At 71.2% G+C, this 15,949-nt stretch carries 8 protein-coding genes and 1 riboswitch; of the genes, 4 read left to right on the top strand and 4 right to left on the bottom strand.

Going from position 1 to position 15,949, the window contains the following annotated elements; all coding sequences use genetic code 11:
- Window positions 1-6 precede the first annotated feature (6 nt).
- Window positions 7-762 carry a cobalt-precorrin-6A reductase gene (locus ACZ58V_RS32795; RefSeq protein WP_471294609.1) on the top strand — a complete coding sequence of 252 codons (756 nt, stop codon included), beginning with the start codon at window positions 7-9 and terminating at the stop codon, window positions 760-762.
- A gap of 110 nt (window positions 763-872) precedes the next feature.
- Complete coding sequence (nicT, locus tag ACZ58V_RS32790) at window positions 873-1,997, top strand: Nickel transporter NicT (RefSeq protein ID WP_468195760.1); 1,125 nt, start codon at window positions 873-875, stop codon at window positions 1,995-1,997.
- Window positions 1,998-2,013: 16 nt separating this feature from the next.
- On the opposite strand, the gene ACZ58V_RS32785 is transcribed toward nicT, so the two are convergent.
- Genes ACZ58V_RS32785 through cobG form a run of 3 tightly spaced genes read right to left on the bottom strand, consistent with a single transcriptional unit; the run spans window position 2,014 to window position 5,464 of the window.
- Window positions 2,014-3,504: a precorrin-2 C(20)-methyltransferase gene (locus ACZ58V_RS32785; RefSeq protein ID WP_471294606.1), complete on the bottom strand. Its 1,491-nt coding sequence runs from the start codon at window positions 3,502-3,504 to the stop codon at window positions 2,014-2,016.
- A complete protein-coding gene (locus ACZ58V_RS32780) occupies window positions 3,501-4,172 on the bottom strand; it encodes a precorrin-8X methylmutase (RefSeq protein ID WP_468195755.1) in 672 nt (223 codons plus the stop codon). The genes ACZ58V_RS32785 and ACZ58V_RS32780 overlap by 4 nt, the downstream gene beginning before the upstream one ends.
- 5 nt (window positions 4,173-4,177) lie before the next feature.
- Window positions 4,178-5,464, bottom strand: coding sequence for a precorrin-3B synthase (cobG, locus tag ACZ58V_RS32775; protein WP_471294603.1), 1,287 nt, complete (start codon window positions 5,462-5,464; stop codon window positions 4,178-4,180).
- Window positions 5,465-5,564: 100 nt separating this feature from the next.
- A riboswitch (cobalamin riboswitch) is annotated at window positions 5,565-5,640 on the top strand.
- A gap of 90 nt (window positions 5,641-5,730) precedes the next feature.
- Here cobG and cobN point away from each other — a divergent pair.
- Entirely contained in the window at window positions 5,731-9,324 is a 3,594-nt protein-coding gene (gene cobN, locus ACZ58V_RS32770) for a cobaltochelatase subunit CobN (protein WP_471294600.1), read from the top strand.
- 11 nt (window positions 9,325-9,335) lie between these two features.
- Here cobN and ACZ58V_RS32765 read toward each other — a convergent pair whose 3' ends face one another.
- On the bottom strand, window positions 9,336-11,306 hold the full coding sequence (locus ACZ58V_RS32765; RefSeq protein WP_471294597.1) for a potassium transporter Kup: 1,971 nt from the start codon (window positions 11,304-11,306) through the stop codon (window positions 9,336-9,338).
- A 355-nt stretch (window positions 11,307-11,661) separates the two neighbouring features.
- Between ACZ58V_RS32765 and ACZ58V_RS32760 the strand changes: the two genes are divergently transcribed.
- Window positions 11,662-15,939, top strand: coding sequence for a HAMP domain-containing protein (locus ACZ58V_RS32760; RefSeq protein ID WP_471294595.1), 4,278 nt, complete (start codon window positions 11,662-11,664; stop codon window positions 15,937-15,939).
- Window positions 15,940-15,949 lie beyond the last annotated feature (10 nt).

The raw sequence follows: 15,949 nt of genomic DNA, 5'->3' as shown, positions 1-15,949 counted from the left end.
ACTTCCATGCACGTACTGATACTGGGCGGGACCACGGAAGCCCGCCGTCTCGCCGAACTGCTCCACGACACACCCGGCCTGACCGTGACCAGCTCCCTCGCCGGGCGGGTGGCCGGCCCCCGGCTGCCTCCGGGCGAGGTCCGGATCGGCGGCTTCGGCGGCGTGGAGGGGCTGACCGCGTGGCTCGCCGAGCACGCGGTGAACGCACTCATCGACGCCACCCACCCTTTCGCCGGGACGATCAGTTTCCACGCGGCACGTGCCGCCGCCACCGCCCATGTTCCCCTGCTCGCGGTACGGCGCCCCGGCTGGGTCCCGGTAGCCGGTGACGACTGGCGCGAGGTCGGCTCCCTGGAAGAGGCCGCGACGCTGCTGCCCACGCTCGGCCGCCGCGTGTTCCTCACCACCGGACGCATGGGCCTGGCCTCCTTCGCCGCCCTGGACGGCCTGTGGTTCCTCGTCCGATCCGTCGACGCGCCCGAGGCTCCCCACCCGCTCCGCATGGAGGTGCTGCTCGACCGCGGCCCCTTCACCCTCGACGGCGAGCGCGAGCTGCTGCGCCGCCATCGCGTCGACGTCGTCGTGACCAAGGACAGCGGGGGAGTCGCCACGGCACCGAAGCTCACCGCCGCGCGGGAAGCCGGGCTGCCGGTGGTCGTGGTCCGCCGGCCGCCGGTTCCCGAAGGGGTGCAGGTGGTGAGGGAGCCGGAGGAAGCGGTCCGGTGGATCAGGAGCCGGCGCACTTTCCCGGCTGCTGGCTGAAACCTGACGGGGCCTTTGCCGCCTTGGGCTTGTACCTGCAATTGCCTCGCAGAAGTCTGGAGGGCGCGACTGAGAACAGCCGACCGCCGACGAGTAAGGCCCACGCCTCCATGACCACCGCTCACGAATCCGTCCGCACCACGATGACCCGCAAGGAGTGGACGAGCCTCGGCGGAATGACCGCGTTCATCCTCGCGCTGCACGTCATCGGCTGGTTCACGCTCGTGGTGATCGTCGCCCCGGAGCACTACAGCCTGGGCGAGCGGACCTTCGGCATCGGGATCGGTGTCACGGCCTACACCCTGGGCATGCGGCACGCCTTCGACGCCGATCACATCGCCGCCATCGACAACACGACCCGCAAGCTGATGAGCGAGGGCCGACGCCCGCTGTCGGTCGGCTTCTGGTTCTCGCTCGGGCACTCCTCGATCGTCTTCGTGCTCGCCTTCCTGCTCTCCCTCGGCGTCAAGGCACTGTCGGGGCCGGTCGCGAACGACGACTCCGAACTGCACAGCGTCACCGGCTGGATCGGGACGACCGTCTCGGGAACCTTCCTCTACCTCATCGCGATCATCAACATCGTGATCATGGCGGGCATCTGGAAGGTCTTCCGCCGGATGCGCACCGGCGACTTCGACGAGGCCGCCCTGGAGGAACAGCTCGACAAGCGCGGCTTCATGAACCGGCTCCTGGGCCGCCTGACGAAGTCGATCACCAAGCCGTGGCAGATGTACCCCCTGGGCCTGCTCTTCGGTCTCGGCTTCGACACCGCGACGGAGATCGCACTGCTGGTCCTCGCCGGATCGGGCGCCGCGTCCGGCCTGCCCTGGTACGCGATCCTGTGCCTGCCGGTCCTGTTCGCGGCCGGCATGACGCTGCTCGACACCATCGACGGCTCGTTCATGAACTTCGCCTACGGATGGGCCTTCTCCAAGCCGGTGCGCAAGGTCTACTACAACCTCACCATCACCGGCCTGTCCGTCGCCGTGGCGCTGCTCATCGGCACGGTCGAACTGCTGGGCCTGATCGCCGAGCAGGCGGACCTGCACGGCCCGTTCTGGGACTGGGTGTCGGGCCTCGACCTGAACATCATCGGCTACGTCGTCGTCGGCCTGTTCGTCGTCACCTGGGCGGTGGCCCTGCTGGTGTGGAAGGTCGGACGGATCGAGGAGAAGTGGACGAAGGGCCTGGCCCAGCCCGCCCCGGCCCCCGCTTCGGTGGCCGAGGAGAGCTGAACCGGGCCCCACGTGCCTACGCCTCGGGATACCGGCGCGGAGTCCAGACGATCTCCTCGCCGTCCCCACGCCGGACGGCCCGCGTCTGCGAGGACCCGACCAGCAGGATCGTGCGCATGTCGACCTCGGCCGGGTCCAGATCGGCCAGCCGCACGATCCGGACCCGCTCACCGGAGCCGCCCACGTCCCGTGCCACCACCACCGGGGTGTCCGGCGCCCGGTGTTCCAGCAGCACTTCACGGGCCTTGCCCACCTGCCAGGTACGGCTGCGGGAACCGGGGTTGTACAGGGCCAGCACCAGGTCGGCCGAGGCGGCCGCGCTCAGCCGCTCGGCGATGACCTCCCACGGCTTGAGCCGGTCGGAGAGCGAGAGGGCGGCGTAGTCATGCCCGAGCGGGGCGCCCGCGCGGGCCGCCGCGGCGTTGGCGGCGGTCACACCCGGCAGCACCCGCACCGGCACGTCCGCGTACTCCTTCTGCGACGCGACCTCCAGAACGGCCGTCGCCATGGCGAAGACGCCCGGGTCGCCGCCCGAGACGACCGCGACCCGCCGCCCGCGCCGGGCCAGATCGAGGGCGAACTCGGCGCGCTCCGACTCGACCCGGTTGTCCGAGCCGTGCCGGACCTGCCCCGCCCGCTGCGGCACCCGGTCCAGATAGGTGGTGTAGCCGACCAGGTCGTCGGCGGCGGCCAGCGCACCCCGCGTCTCGGGCGTCAGCCACAGCGGACCGGCCGGCCCGGTCCCGACCACCACGACCTCGCCCCGTTCCCGGGCCTCGGGCCGCTCGGCGTCGACCTGACTGGGCAGCACGGCCACCGAGAAGTACGGCACCGACTCCGGGTCCACGTCCGCCAGTTCGGCGAGCCGCTCCCCGGCCATGGTGGCCCGCTCGACATAGCGGGCCTCGCCGAGCCGCCCCGAACTCTCCAGCGCGCCGCGCACCTTGGTGAAGGTCCGCCCCAGCTTCATCACCACGGCCACATCGGTCGCGGCGAGCCGTGCGGTCAGCTCCTCCTCGGGCAGCGTGCCCGGCAGGATCGTCAGCACCTCCTCGCCCTCGGCGAGCGGGGTGCCCAGCCGGGCCGCGGCGGCGGACACGGACGTGACGCCGGGGATGACCTCGGTGTCGTAGCGGTCGGTGAGCCGCTTGTGCATGTGCATGTAGGAGCCGTAGAAGAGCGGGTCGCCCTCGGCGAGGACCGCGACCGTCCGTCCCGCGTCCAGGTGCGCGGCGAGCCGGGCCGACGCCTCGGTGTAGAACTCCTCCATCGCGCCCTTGTAGCCGCCGGGGTGGTCGGTGGTCTCGGTCGTGACCGGGTAGACCAGCCGCTCCTCGATGTGGTCGGCGCGGATGTGCTTCGCCGCGATCGAGCGCGCGATGGAACGACCGTGCCGCGCACTGTGGTACGCGATCACGTCCGCCTCGGCGATGGCCTCCACGGCCCGTACGGTCATCAGGGACGGGTCACCGGGGCCGAGCCCCACCCCGTACAGCTTGCCGCTCACTCTTCCTCACTCGCGATCGCGTTGAGCGCGGCGGCGGCGATGGCACTGCCCCCGCGACGGCCGCGCACGACCAGGTGCTCCAGGCCCGACGGGTGCGCGGCCAGAGCGTCCTTGGACTCGGCGGCCCCGACGAAACCGACCGGGACACCGATGACGGCGGCCGGCCGGGGCGCCCCCTCCTCGATCATCTCGAGCAGCCGGAACAGGGCGGTGGGCGCGTTGCCGACGGCGACCACCGAGCCCTCCAGCCGGTCCCGCCACAGCTCCATCGCGGCGGCGCTGCGCGTGGTGCCGAGCTTCGCCGCCAGCTCCGGCACGGACGGGTCGGAGAGCGTGCACAGCACGTCGTTGTCGGCGGGCAGCCGCTTGCGCGTCACGCCGCTGGCCACCATCTGCACGTCGGTGAAGATGGGCGCGCCGGCGCGCAGGGCCTCGCGGGCGCGGGCGACGACGGCCGGCGTGTAGGCCAGGTCCCGTACGAGGTCGACCATCCCGCAGGCGTGGATCATCCGGACCGTGACCTGGCTGACGTCGGCGGGCAGGGCCGCGAGGTCCGCCTCCGCGCGGATGGTGGCGAAGGACTGGCGGTAGATGGCCGGGCCGTCCTTCTCGTAGTCGTACGTGGTCACGGTGTTCTTCTCGCTGCCTTCGGTCGTCATGGTCGTCATAGGGGTCATGAGGTGATCGCCGCCAGGGCGGCGGCGAGTCGGGCGGGGACGTCCATCGAGGCGGTCCGGGGTTCCTGACCGCTCACGGCGGTGGAGAGCAGATAGCCGCCTCCCGGAGCGGCGACCACGTCGACGCGGTCGCCCCGGGGGTGTCCGCAGCGGCGTTCGCACCCGGACCAGTACAAGGGGAGGCCGCTCGGCCCGATCGCGTCGAGGGCCTCGGCCGCGTCGGTCCGTACGTCCGCCCGCGACTTGGCGCATCCGGGACTGCCGATACAGGCACCGACACGGAGCCAGGGGGAGCCGGGGCCGGTGACCAGGCCGGTGGCGGCGAGGCGGGCGAGGGATTCGTCCGGGTCCGTTCCGTGTGTGGGAAGAACCACACCGCGCCACGGGGTGAGACGCAACTCACCGGCGGCGACGTGCGTCAGTTCCCGCCACTGGTGTGCCGAGAGCCGTCCCAGAGGAACGTGCACGGAGAGGCCGGCACCGAGAGCGCCCGGGGGCGGGCCGGCCGTGCGGCCGGTCGCCCGGTCCCGCCGCTCGTGACGGACGCCCTCGGCCCGCAGCCGCCGGCCGACCGCATCGAGCAACTCGTCGCCGGAAAGGGACAGCTCATCCACGCGCCAGACGCGGTCCCCGCTCGTCCGCGCCGCCTCCAGGAAGACCTCCGCGGCCACCAGCGCGGCCCGGGCCGCTTCCTCGACACCGACGTGCAGCGCCTGCCCGGCCGCTCCGAGCGCGAGTTCCGCGCCGCCCTCCACTGTCGCCCGTACCGTCACATCGGCATCGAGTCCGGCCACGTCGCCGCGTCCGTCGTCGAGCGTGAACAGGAAGCGTCCTGACAGGGCCCGCGCCGCCTCGCTCGCGCACAGTGCCGCGTCGAGGGCCGTCAGCCAGGGGCGTACGTCCAGCACGCCCCGCCCGTCGAGACCGGACAGCGGCGAGGCCACGATGTTGCGCACCCGCTCGTGCCCGCGCGAGGGCAGCAGCCCGGCCGCGTCCAGCGACTCGGCCAGCTCCCCGGCGCATCCGTCGGGCAGACCCCGCAGTTGCGCGTTGCCGCGCGAGGTCAGATGCAGGTCTCCGTCGCCCAGCCGTTCGGCCACGTCCACGAGCGTCTCCGCCTGCGGAACGGTCAGCACACCGCCGGGAATCCGCACGCGGGCCAGCGCTCCGTCGTCCGCCGCGTGCAGCCGCAGCGTCCCCGGACAGGCGTCACCGCGGTCGCGTGGGACCGCTGTGGCCTGGGTCGATGAGCGCTGGGCAGCCGTGGACATGGCGGCGAGCATACCTACCATCACACCTGGTGTATGCCGTGCCCTCTTCCCCTGGCACTTACTATGATCACGGCGGATCATCCGGTCCGCCATCGCCACGACGGCGACAGGGGAGGAAGCCCGGTGCGAGTCCGGCGCGGTCCCGCCACTGTGAGTCCGGCCCATGCGGCCGGGCGAGTCAGGAACTCCCTTCCCCGAGCGCTCGGCACCGCCCGAGCAGGGGAGACCCCATTTCGAACCACCCGGGGCGCGGACACCCCGAGGAAGGCCGACGCCGCATGATCCTTCTCCTGTCGACGTCCGACACCGATCTGCTCAGCGCCCGCGCGGCCGCGGGTCCGGTGCCCTATCGCTTCGCCAACCCCTCACGTCTCGCCCTCGACGACCTCCCCGGCCTCCTCGACGGGGCCGACCTGGTCGTGGTACGTCTCCTCGGCGGCATCCGGGCCTGGCAGGACGGCCTCGACCTGCTCCTGGCCGACGGCCGCCCGGTGGTCGTCCTCACCGGCGAGCAGGCCCCGGACGCCCAGTTGATGGAAGCCTCCACCGTCCCCGTCGGTATCGCCGCCGAGGCGCACGCCTACCTCGCCCACGGCGGCCCCGCCAACCTGGAGCAGCTCGCCCGCTTCCTCTCCGACACGGTCCTGCTGACCGGCCACGGCTTCGAGGCGCCGGCGGCGGCACCCACCTGGGGCCCGCTGGAGCGCACGCCCCGCGACGGCGCCGACGGTCCGACCGTCGCCGTGCTCTATTACCGGGCCCACCACATGAGCGGCAACACCGCCTTCGTCGCCGCCCTGTGCGACGCGGTCGAGGACGGGGGCGGCCGGGCCCTGCCCCTGTACGTCGCCTCCCTGCGCGCCCCCGAGCCCGAGCTGATCGAGGAGCTCCGCGCCGCCGACGTGATCATCACCACGGTCCTCGCCGCGGGCGGCACCAAGCCCGCCGCGGCATCGGCCGGCGGTGACGACGAGTCCTGGGACGCCGGCGCGCTCACCGAGTTGGACGTCCCGATCCTCCAGGCCCTGTGCCTCACGGGCTCGCGTGCCGCCTGGGAGGAGAACGACGAGGGCGTCTCCCCGCTCGACGCGGCCAGCCAGATCGCCGTCCCCGAGTTCGACGGCCGTCTCATCACCGTCCCGTTCTCCTTCAAGGAGATCGACGAGGACGGCCTGCCGGCCTACGTCGCCGACCCCGAGCGCGCGGCCCGCGTCGCCGGAATCGCCGTACGCCATGCCCGGCTCCGCCACATCCAACCGGCCGACAAGCGCCTCGCGCTGGTCCTCTCCGCCTACCCGACCAAGCACTCCCGCATCGGCAACGCGGTCGGCCTCGACACCCCCGCCAGCGCGGTGGCCCTGCTGCGGCGCCTGCGCGAGGAGGGCTACGACTTCGGCACGGACGCCGACGTGCCGGGCCTGGCCTCCGGCGACGGCGACGAGCTGATCCGCGCGCTGATCGAGGCGGGCGGCCACGACCAGGACTGGCTCACCGAGGAGCAGCTGGCCCGCAACCCGGTGCGCATCCCGGCGGCCGACTACCGCCGCTGGTACGCCACGCTCCCCGAGGAACTGCGCACGTCGGTGGAGGAACACTGGGGTCCGGCGCCGGGCGAGATGTTCGTCGACCGCAGCCGCAACCCGGAGGGCGACATCGTCCTCGCGGCCCTCCGCTTCGGTAACCTGCTGATCCTCATCCAGCCCCCGCGCGGCTTCGGCGAGAACCCCATCGCCATCTACCACGACCCGGACCTCCCGCCGTCCCACCACTACCTGGCCGCCTACCGCTGGATCGCCGCCCGCGCCGAGGACGGCGGCTTCGGCGCCGACGCGATGATCCACCTCGGCAAGCACGGCAACCTGGAGTGGCTGCCCGGCAAGAACGCCGGCCTGTCCGCCGCCTGCGGCCCCGACGCCGCCCTCGGCGACCTTCCCCTGATCTACCCGTTCCTGGTCAACGACCCCGGCGAGGGCACCCAGGCCAAGCGCCGCGTCCACGCCACCCTCGTCGACCACCTCGTCCCGCCCATGGCCCGCGCCGACTCCTACGGCGACATCGCGCGCCTGGAGCAACTGCTCGACGAGTACGCCCAGATCTCGTCCATGGACCCCGCCAAGCTCCCGGCGATCCGCGCCCAGATCTGGACCCTCATCCAGGCCGCGAAGCTCGACCACGACCTCGGCATGGACGACCGCCCCGACGACGACGGCTTCGACGACTTCCTGCTCCACGTCGACGGCTGGCTCTGCGAGGTCAAGGATGCCCAGATCCGCGACGGTCTGCACGTCCTCGGCAACCCGCCCACCGGCGCCGACCACGTCAACCTGGTCCTCGCCGTCCTGCGCGCCCGCCAGATCTGGGGCGGCACCACGGCACTGCCCGGCCTGCGCGAGGCGCTGGGCCTCGACGAGTCCGCCGCCACCCGTACGACCGCCGACGCGGCGGAGGAGAAGGCCCGCGCCCTGGTCCAGGCGATGGAAGACGCGGGCTGGGACCCGGCCGCCGTCCCCACCGGGCACGGCGAACAGGTCGCCGCCATCCTGGAGTTCGCGGCCCGCGAGGTCGTGCCGCGCCTCGCCGCGACCACCGCCGAGATCGACCACATGGTCCACGCGCTGGGCGGCGGCTTCGTCCCGGCGGGCCCGTCCGGCTCACCGCTGCGCGGCCTGGTCAACGTCCTGCCGACCGGCCGCAACTTCTACTCCGTCGACCCCAAGGCCGTCCCCTCCCGCCTCGCCTGGGAGACCGGCCAGGCCCTCGCGGACTCCCTGCTGGAGCGCTACCGCACCGACAACGGCGAATGGCCCACCTCCGTGGGGCTGTCGTTGTGGGGCACGAGCGCCATGCGCACGGCGGGCGACGATGTGGCCGAGGCCCTCGCCCTGCTCGGCATCCGCCCGGTCTGGGACGACGCCTCCCGCCGCGTGACCGGGCTGGAGCCCGTCCCCGCCGAGGAGCTGGGCCGCCCCCGCATCGACGTCACCCTGCGGATCTCGGGCTTCTTCCGGGACGCCTTCCCGCACACGATCGGACTGCTGGACGACGCCGTACGCCTGGCGGCGTCGCTGGACGAGCCGGCCTCGGTGAACCACGTCCGGGCCCATGTCAACGCCGACTTGGCCGAGCACGGCGACGAACGCCGCGCCACCACCCGCATCTTCGGCTCCCGCCCCGGCACCTACGGCGCCGGTCTGCTCCAGCTCATCGACTCCCGCGACTGGCGCACCGACGCCGACCTGGCCGAGGTGTACACGGTCTGGGGCGGCTACGCCTACGGCCGTGAACTCGACGGCCGTCCGGCCCGCGAGGAGATGGAGACGGCGTACAAGCGCATCGAGGTGGCCGCGAAGAACACGGACACGCGTGAGCACGACATCGCCGACTCCGACGACTACTTCCAGTACCACGGCGGCATGGTCGCCACGGTCCGCGCCCTGCGGGGCACGGCGCCCGAGGCGTACATCGGCGACTCGACCCGTCCCGAGACGGTCCGCACCCGCACCCTCGTCGAGGAGACCTCGCGCGTCTTCCGCGCCCGCGTGGTCAACCCCAAGTGGATCGAGGCGATGCGCCGCCACGGCTACAAGGGCGCCTTCGAACTGGCCGCCACGGTGGACTACTTGTTCGGCTACGACGCCACGACCGGCGTGATCGCCGACTGGATGTACGACAAGCTCACCGAGACGTACGTCCTGGACGAGACCAACCGCGAGTTCCTCCAGCAGGCCAATCCCTGGGCCCTGCACGGCATCGCCGAACGGCTGCTGGAGGCCGAGTCGCGGGGGATGTGGGAGAAGCCCGACCCGGCGGTGCTGGAGGGACTGCGGCAGGTGTACCTGGAGACGGAGGGGAACCTCGAGGGCGAGGACTGACGGCAGGCGCCCTACACCTCGATCTGCGAGCCCATGATGACCGTGCGGTCGCGGGGCAGGCCGAAGTACTCGGCGGCGTCGGCCGTGATGTAGGAGGTGGCGATGAACAGCCGCTTGCGCCAGGGCGCCATCGTCGGGGCCTCCCCGCGCCGCAGCTCGATCTTCGACAGGAAGTAGGACGCCTGGTCGAGCTGCAGCGGCCCTTCGGTGTCGGCCGGGTCGAGCAGGGCCAGGGTGCCGGGCACGTCCGGTGTCTCCATGTAGCCGAACCGGGCGGTGACGTGGATGATCCCGTCGTCGGCGTACCCGAGGTCGTCGACGGCGATCCGCTGGTCGGCCGGGACACGGGGCATGGGCTCGGTCCTGATGGCCAGGATCACGACATGGTCGTGCCGCATGTGGTTGTGCTCGACGTTGGCCACCATCGCCAGGGGCGCGGTCTCCTTCCCCCGGTTCAGGAAGACGGCCGTGCCGGGTGCCCGGACCGTCGGCTCCTGCCCCTCGCGGAGGTGTTCGATGAACTCGGGCAGCGGGCCTTCCCGGCGTGCCCGCTCCGCGGTGACGAGTTCCCGGCCGCGTTGCCAGGTCGTCATGACGGTGAACGCGGTGAGGCCGATCAGCAGCGGCAGCCACGCGCCGTGGACGAGCTTGGTCATGTTGGCCGCCACGAACAGCAGGTCCACGAAGAGGAGCACACCCGCGCCGACGGCGAGCAGCCAGCGGGGTGTGCCCCACTTGGCGCGGGCGACGTAGAAGAACAGCAGGGTGGTGATGGTGATGGTGCCGGTGACCGCCATGCCGAACGCGTAGGCCAGCGCCTCGGAGGCGCGGAAGGCGAAGACCAGCGTGAGGACCGAGACCATCAGGAGCCAGTTGATCCAGGGGACGTAGATCTGGCCGATGGTGGATTCGGAGGTGTGCGCGATGCGCAGCCGCGGCAGATAGCCCAACTGGGCCGCCTGGGAGGCGACCGAGTACGCGCCGGTGATGACCGCCTGGGAGGCGATCACGGTCGCGGCCGTGGCGAGCAGGACCATCGGCCAGCGTCCCCAGCCGGGCACGAGCAGGAAGAACGGGCTGCTGATGTTGTCCGCGTCGTCGAGGATCAGGGCGCCCTGACCCATGTAGCTGAGGACACAGGCAGGCAGCACGAGGAACAGCCAGCCCCGGGTGATCGCCCGGCGGCCGAAGTGCCCCATGTCCGCGTAGAGCGCCTCGGCGCCGGTGACCGCGAGGACGATCGCGGCCAGGGCGAAGAAGGCGGTACCCCAGTGGCCGAACAGGAAGCCCAACGCGTACGTCGGCGACAGCGCCTTGAGGATGTCCGGGTGGTCGGAGATGCCGACGACCCCGCACGCGCCGATGGCCAGGAACCAGGCGATCATGACCGGGCCGAACACCCGGCCCACCGCCGCGGTTCCCCTGCGCTGCACCAGGAACAGAAGCACGATGATCACCGCGGTGATGGGCACGACCGCGTCTTCCAGTGACGGCTGGACGACCTTGAGGCCCTCGACCGCGGACAGCACCGAGATCGCCGGTGTGATCATGCTGTCACCGAAGAACAGCGACGCACCGAAGATGCCGAGCGCGGCCAGTGCGGCGGCGGCCCGACGCCCACGCTGTGAACTCAGACGCCGCAGCAGGGTGATCAGCGCCATGATGCCGCCCTCGCCGTCGTTGTCGGCGCGCATGGCCAGCAGCACATAGGTGACCGTGACGATGATCATCACCGACCAGAACACCAGGGACACCACCCCGTACACGTTGTCCGTGCTGACCGGAACCGGGTGCGGGTCGCTCGGGTTGAACACCGTCTGGAGGGTGTAGATCGGGCTGGTCCCGATGTCGCCGAAGACCACGCCGAGAGCACCGATGACCACCGCGAGCCGCACCGAGTCGTGCGTGCTCGCCCGACGGGCCTCGAGTGCCGGCGACGCGGACTCGTCATCCGACGCGTTTCCCTGCCGGCGATCGGACATGGTGCTCCTCCTCGTGCGGGCGGTTGAGCCGCGGACCCGGGGCATCGGGGCGGACGATACCGATCCCCTGGAGCAACCGCCGGTAGGGGCGCCGCGTCGTTTCGCGCGGCGTCCGGCGGCGGTGACGGCCGGAGTCCCGGGGCCGGGCGAATCGCGGCCCGATCGATTACCGGAAGGCTTGGCAGTCGACCTTCGGCCGTTGTCGCGTGACAATACTTGCCGGAATCAAGTCGGGGCCGGCCGGGCCATACGATGTGACCGTTCGTAGCGGCCGGTGGGGGCGAGAATTCCGACAGTTGACGGCAGGTCTGCGTGTCGGAGCGAATGCCGCGGGGCGTTCGGGGAGAGGGAGAGCATGGACAAGGCGGGTACCGCGATCCAGGAGCCGAGCGCAGTGCCGGGGGAACCGGAGCTACGGCGGTTGCTGGCCGGGCTGACGGCGGTACGCGACGGCGACTTCGGCACCCGGCTGCCGGAAGAGGCCGGCGGCCTGCTCGGCGAGATCGCGTCCGTGTTCAACGGCATGGTCGACCAACTGTCGCTGTTCACCTCCGAGGTGACCCGTGTGGCACGCGAGGTCGGTACCGAGGGCACGCTGGGCGGCCAGGCCCAGGTACCCGGGGTTTCCGGAACCTGGGCCGATCTGACCGACTCCGTCAACGCCATGGCCGGCAACCTGACCACCCAGGTGCGTGACATCGCCCAGGTGGCCACCGCCGTGGCCAAGGGGGATCTGTCCCAGAAGATCGATGTCGACGCGCGCGGCGAGATTCTGGAGTTGAAGAACACCATCAACACGATGGTGGATCAGCTTTCGGCGTTCGCGGACGAGGTCACGCGTGTGGCGCGGGAGGTGGGGACCGAGGGCCGGCTCGGGGGGCAGGCGGACGTCAAGGGTGTGCGGGGTACCTGGCGTGACCTGACCGACTCGGTGAACTTCATGGCGGGGAACCTGACCGGTCAGGTGCGCTCCATCGCCCAGGTGGCCACCGCCGTCGCCAAGGGGGATCTGTCCCAGAAGATCACCGTCGACGCCCGGGGCGAGATTCTGGAGTTGAAGAACACCATCAACACGATGGTGGATCAGCTTTCGGCGTTCGCGGACGAGGTCACGCGTGTGGCGCGGGAGGTGGGGACCGAGGGCCGGCTCGGCGGGCAGGCCGACGTCAAGGGCGTGCGGGGCACGTGGCGTGACCTGACCGACTCGGTGAACTTCATGGCGGACAACCTGACCGCCCAGGTCCGCTCCATCGCCGAGGTGACCACGGCCGTCGCGCAGGGCGATCTGTCGCAGAAGATCCGCGTGGACGCGCGGGGCGAGATCCTGAAGCTGAAGGAGACCATCAACACGATGGTCGACCAGCTGTCGTCCTTCGCCGACGAGGTCACCAGGGTCTCCCGTGAGGTGGGCACCGAGGGCAACCTCGGCGGCCAGGCCACCGTGCGCGGGGTGTCGGGCACCTGGAAGGACCTCACCGACAACGTCAACGTGATGGCCTCCAACCTGACCGGGCAGGTCCGCTCCATCGCCCAGGTGGCCACGGCCGTGGCCCGCGGCGACCTGTCGCAGAAGATCACCGTGGAGGCCAAGGGCGAGGTCGCCGCGCTGGCGGGAACGATCAACACCATGGTCGACACCCTGTCCGCCTTCGCCGACGAGGTCACCCGCGTGGCCCGGGAGGTCGGCACCGAGGGACGCCTCGGAGGCCAGGCCCATGTCCCCAACGTCGCCGGCACGTGGAAGGACCTCACCGACAACGTCAACTCGATGGCGAACAACCTGACCGGGCAGGTCCGCAACATCGCGCTGGTGACCACGGCCGTCGCCAACGGCGACCTGTCCAAGAAGATCGACGTCGACGCGCGCGGCGAGATCCTGGAACTCAAGACCACGATCAACACGATGGTCGACCAGCTCTCGTCGTTCGCCGCCGAGGTCACCCGCGTGGCGCGGGAGGTGGGCAGCGAGGGCCGGCTCGGTGGTCAGGCCGAGGTCGAGGGTGTCTCGGGCACCTGGAAGCGGCTCACCGAGAACGTGAACGAACTGGCCGGCAACCTGACCCGGCAGGTACGGGCGATCGCCGAGGTGGCCAGTGCCGTCGCCGAGGGCGATCTCACCCGGTCGATCACGGTGGACGCCTCCGGCGAGGTGGCCGAACTCAAGGACAACATCAACGCGATGGTGGAGTCCCTGCGGGACACGACGCAGGCGAACCAGGAACAGGACTGGCTGAAGTCCAACCTGGCCCGGGTGTCCTCGCTCATGCAGGGGCACCGGGACCTGGACGTCGTCGCCGAGCTCATCATGGACGAGCTGACGCCGCTGGTCTCCGCGCAGTACGGGGCGTTCTACCTGGCCGAGGAGACCGGTACCGGCGTGGAGCTGCGGCTCATCGGCTCCTACGGCTATCCCGCCGACGGTGACCGCCTCGAGCGCATTCCCCTCGGCCACACCCTGATCGGCCAGGCGGCACGCAGCCGCCGCACCATCACCGTGGACGAGCTCCCGGCCGACTACGTGGCCATCTCGTCCGGGCTCGGCAGGACGACTCCGACTTCGTTGACGGTGCTGCCCCTCACCGTCGAGGAACAGGTGCTCGGCGTCATCGAGCTGGCCTCGGTCACCCGGTTCACCCAGATCCACCAGGACTTCCTTGAGCAGCTCAGGGAGACCATCGGCGTCAACGTCAACACCATCCTCGCCAACGCCCGCACCGACGAACTGCTCGGCGAGTCCCAGCGGCTGGCCGAGGAACTGCGCGTCCGCTCCGACGAGTTGCAGGTCCGCCAGGGCGAGCTGCAGCGGTCCAACGCGGAGCTGGAGGAGAAGGCCACCCTGCTGGCCACGCAGAACCGCGACATCGAGGCGAAGAACCTGCAGATCGAACAGGCCCGCCAAGAGCTGGAGGACCGGGCCAAGCAACTGTCGCTGGCCTCGAAGTACAAGTCGGAGTTCCTGGCCAACATGAGCCACGAACTGCGCACCCCGCTCAACAGCCTGCTCATCCTCGCCCAGCTGCTCGCCCAGAACCCCTCCCGGAACCTGACGCCGAAGCAGGTGGAGTACGCGGGCATCATCCACTCCGCCGGCTCCGACCTGCTGCAGCTCATCAACGACATCCTCGACCTGTCGAAGGTCGAGGCGGGGAAGATGGACATCGCCCCGGAACGCGTGCCGCTGCGCCGCCTCCTGGACTACGTCGAGGCCACCTTCCGGCCGATGACCACCCAGAAGGGCCTGACCTTCGCCATCACCAGGGCGCCGGGCGCGCCCGCCGACCTGGTCACGGACGACGCGCGGTTGCGCCAGGTGCTGCGCAATCTGCTGTCCAACGCGGTGAAGTTCACCGAGCGAGGCGGCGTCGAGCTGCGCATCGAGCCGGCGGCCGACGACGACGTACCCGACATCGTGCACCGCGGCGGCCCCGTGGTGGCCTTCCGCGTCGAGGACACGGGCATCGGCATTCCCGAGCAGCAGCTGGAGACCATCTTCGGCGCCTTCCAGCAGGCGGACGGCACCATGAGCCGCAAGTACGGCGGCACCGGTCTGGGCCTGTCCATCACCCGGGAGATCGCCCACCTGCTGGGCGGCGCGGTGACCGTGGACAGCAACCCGGGGCAGGGCAGCACCTTCACGCTCTATCTTCCGGTGGCGCGCGCCGACTTCGAGGAGCTCTCCGCCGCACCGCGGCTGGACGGCACACAGGACGACGACAGCGCCGTCGAGCCGGCCGAGGGCCGGCGCCCGGGTACGGCTCCCGCACTCCCGGTGCCGCACACGCGGCGGCTGCTGATCGTCGAGGAGCGCGTGCGCGGGCTGCTCTCCGTGGTCGCCGAGAGCGCCGTGGCCGATCTGGACCACAGCCGCGCCGCGCGGGACCAGCATGACGCCGTGGAGATCGTCACCGCCATGGACGCCCAGGAGGCGGCCTCCGCCCTGGCCGCCGGACCGTGCCACTGCGTCGTCCTCAGCATGGATCTGCCCGACGGCGAGGGCCCGCGGCTGCTCGAGGCCGTGGACGGTGACACCGCGCTGGCCACCGTTCCGGTCCTCGTCCACAACAACCACCGTCCGAGCGCGGCTCAGGAGGCCGCCCTGCAGGCCCGGGCGGACAACCGCCCCCTGGAGGTGCTGTCGAGCCTGGACGAGTTGAAGGAGCGGATCACCCTGCACCTGTCGGCCGAGCAGCCCGGGGACGTGGTGCCGCTCGTGCGGATGGAGGAGAGCCTGGGCACGGCGCCGGAGGTCGACATCACCCTGGCGGGACACACGGTGCTCGTCGTCGACGACGACGCCCGCAACCTCTTCGCCCTCAGCGGCATCCTCGAACTGCACGGCCTGCGGGTGCTGCACGCGGAGAACGGCCGCAAGAGCATCGACATCCTCACCGCGCACCCCGAGATCCGTCTCGTGCTGATGGACGTGATGATGCCGGAGATGGACGGATACGCCGCGACCGCCGAGATCAGGAAGATGCCCGAGTACCGGGGCCTGCCGATCGTCGCGGTCACCGCCAAGGCCATGCCGGGCGACCGGGAGAAGAGCCTGGCGGCCGGCGCCAGCGACTATGTGACGAAGCCCGTCGACGCGAACGACCTCATCGCCTGCGTGCGGCACTGGCTGTCCGCGTGACGCCGAAACC

This window comes from Streptomyces sp. NPDC040589 (assembly GCF_055594445.1).
This window is presented reverse-complemented; position numbering and strand designations above follow the sequence as displayed.

What these genes read in the sequence shown, in the direction of transcription:
- ACZ58V_RS32795 (WP_471294609.1), top strand. Translation starts at nt 7, where the DNA reads ATGCACGTACTGATACTGGGCGGGACCACGGAAGCCCGCCGTCTCGCC.
- cobN (WP_471294600.1), top strand. Translation starts at nt 5,731, where the DNA reads ATGATCCTTCTCCTGTCGACGTCCGACACCGATCTGCTCAGCGCCCGC.
- ACZ58V_RS32780 (WP_468195755.1), bottom strand. Translation starts at nt 4,172, where the DNA reads ATGACGACCATGACGACCGAAGGCAGCGAGAAGAACACCGTGACCACG.
- nicT (WP_468195760.1), top strand. Translation starts at nt 873, where the DNA reads ATGACCACCGCTCACGAATCCGTCCGCACCACGATGACCCGCAAGGAG.
- ACZ58V_RS32760 (WP_471294595.1), top strand. Translation starts at nt 11,662, where the DNA reads ATGGACAAGGCGGGTACCGCGATCCAGGAGCCGAGCGCAGTGCCGGGG.
- ACZ58V_RS32765 (WP_471294597.1), bottom strand. Translation starts at nt 11,306, where the DNA reads ATGTCCGATCGCCGGCAGGGAAACGCGTCGGATGACGAGTCCGCGTCG.
- cobG (WP_471294603.1), bottom strand. Translation starts at nt 5,464, where the DNA reads ATGCTCGCCGCCATGTCCACGGCTGCCCAGCGCTCATCGACCCAGGCC.